The sequence below is a fragment of the Umbribacter vaginalis genome, assembly GCA_001552935.1.
In the GTDB taxonomy this organism is placed as follows: domain Bacteria; phylum Actinomycetota; class Coriobacteriia; order Coriobacteriales; family Eggerthellaceae; genus Berryella; species Berryella vaginalis.
Genome location: KQ959689.1, coordinates 1 through 2,119 on the forward strand (window position 1 = coordinate 1; position 2,119 = coordinate 2,119).

The following is a 2,119-nucleotide window of genomic DNA, read 5'->3' on the forward strand; positions in this document are numbered from 1 at the left end:
TTGTTGCAACAAGCGCTTGACGCATGGAATATGGGAGATACGTCACAGGTATGGAGTGTAGCGTCAGAACTGTTAAGCCAGCTGACAGAAGGGGCATGGATTGCACTTCAACCCACGCCCGATAAAAAAGACATTAGTGTTACTGATGCAAACGGTATACAACAGCCACCAAAACACCTTTCTAGCGGCACAAAAGCACAATTGTATTTTTCAATAAAAGTGGCGCTTCTTCTTAAAGCTGCTCATGTAGGTGAATCTTTGCCTGTTGTCGTAGACGATGCATTGCTTACTCTTGATACACACAGGCGCTTGCGCACAGCGCGCGTACTTGCACAGCTTGCTCAGCGGCGCCAAGTGTTGTTTTTCACCTGCCATGAAGAAATTCGCGACTGCATAATGCAAGCAGCGCCCACTGCAAAATTGGTGAAATGGAGTAGATAGACTATCGCAGCAGTACTTGTTCAACGAAACGTTCTTACTATGTATCAACCACCTGTTCGTAGAGCTATTTTTTAGCTGTTTTTTGGCTTTGATAACATGTTTCGTTCTGTGTGACGTGCTCGACAACTTGCGTGCTATCTATAAAAAGTTCACAGTAATGCGTATAATACAAAAGGACGCTCGCGTAGGGAAAGGATACCCGCTATGACCAATACCGTTTTGGTAGGAGCTCAATGGGGCGATGAAGGCAAAGGGAAAATTACCGATTTGATTGCCTCTGATTACGATTATGTTGTACGCTATCAAGGTGGTAATAATGCAGGTCATACTGTTATTCATGGTGATACCAAGCTTGCGTTGCATCTTATGCCATCGGGGGTTATGTATTCGCACTGCACTCCTGTTATTGGTAACGGTGTTGTGGTGGATCCAGGGGTGTTAGTAAAAGAGATGGCAATGTTGGAAACTGAGGGCGTCGATTGTTCACGTCTGAAAATTTCTTGCGATGCTCATGTCATTATGCCCTATCATAAAGACCTTGATGGCGCGTGTGAAAAGCGTCTAGGGGCAAATAAAATTGGCACTACCAAGCGCGGAATTGGCCCTTGTTATCAGGATAAAGTATCGCGTAAAGGAATTCGTTTTCAAGATTTGCGCGACGAGAAAATTTTCCGTTTAAAGTTACAAGCGGTTCTTTTGGAAGTAAACCCTGTTCTTGAGCGTGTGTATGGGCTTCATACGTACACTGTTGATGAAATTTGCGATGAGTATCTGCCCTATGCGCGTATTTTGGGAAAGTATGTGTGCGAAACGGCGCATTTATTGAACGAAGCGCGCCAAGCAGGCAAATCGATATTATTTGAAGGCGCACAAGGCACACTGCTTGATATAGATCATGGAACCTATCCTTTTGTAACGTCGTCATCGTGTTGTGCTGGTGGCGCAGCAACCGGGTCGGGAGTTGGGCCAAAAGCAATCGATCGTGTGTTGGGTATTCAAAAAGCATATATCACACGTGTGGGAAGTGGGCCGTTTCCTACTGAGCAGCGCCATGAAGAAGAGGGTGGCACGCCCGAGGAAAGCGCTGCTGGGACGATCTTGTGTGAAGTAGGCCACGAATATGGCGTTACAACCGGTAGACGTCGCAGATGCGGTTGGTTTGATGCGGTAATTGGACGATATGCCGTTGAAGTAAATTCCCTTACCGATGTAGCGCTCACCAAGTTGGACGTGCTTTCAGCGTTCGACACTATTAAAGTGTGTGTTGCGTACGATTGTGATGGCGTTCGTTACGATTATTTCCCGATGCAACAAAGTGTTTTGTTTCATGCTCAGCCAGTTTATGAAGAATTGCCCGGCTGGAAAGGTGTTGATATTACCGGTTGCCGTTCGTTTGATGAGCTGCCAGAAAACGCGCAGCGTTATGTAAAACGCTTGGAAGAATTAACAGGCGCGCGTATTAGTATTGTGGCAGTTGGCCCTGATAGAGATCAAACTATTATGCGCTCGTGGTATCGTGACGACGCATAATAGTCCCGTGTGGTTAGATGCTGTTCACGAAGAGTACCAACGAAACGTGCTCATAAAGAGCGCTTATGTAGAGTACCCACGAAGCAAAAATAACGTTTCTTGACAGAGGGAGCGACACCGCATTAAGAACGAATTACTTTGTTGTTTT

General features: G+C 45.9%; 2 protein-coding genes. Both read left to right on the plus strand.

Going from position 1 to position 2,119, the window contains the following annotated elements:
• The coding region (locus tag HMPREF3190_RS07620) for an ATP-binding protein (protein ID WP_449676198.1) at positions 1-441 on the plus strand (441 nt) is incomplete at its 5' end.
• Positions 442-645: 204 nt separating this feature from the next.
• Complete coding sequence (locus HMPREF3190_RS04440) at positions 646-1,971, plus strand: adenylosuccinate synthase (protein WP_066780787.1); 1,326 nt, start codon at positions 646-648, stop codon at positions 1,969-1,971.
• Positions 1,972-2,119 lie beyond the last annotated feature (148 nt).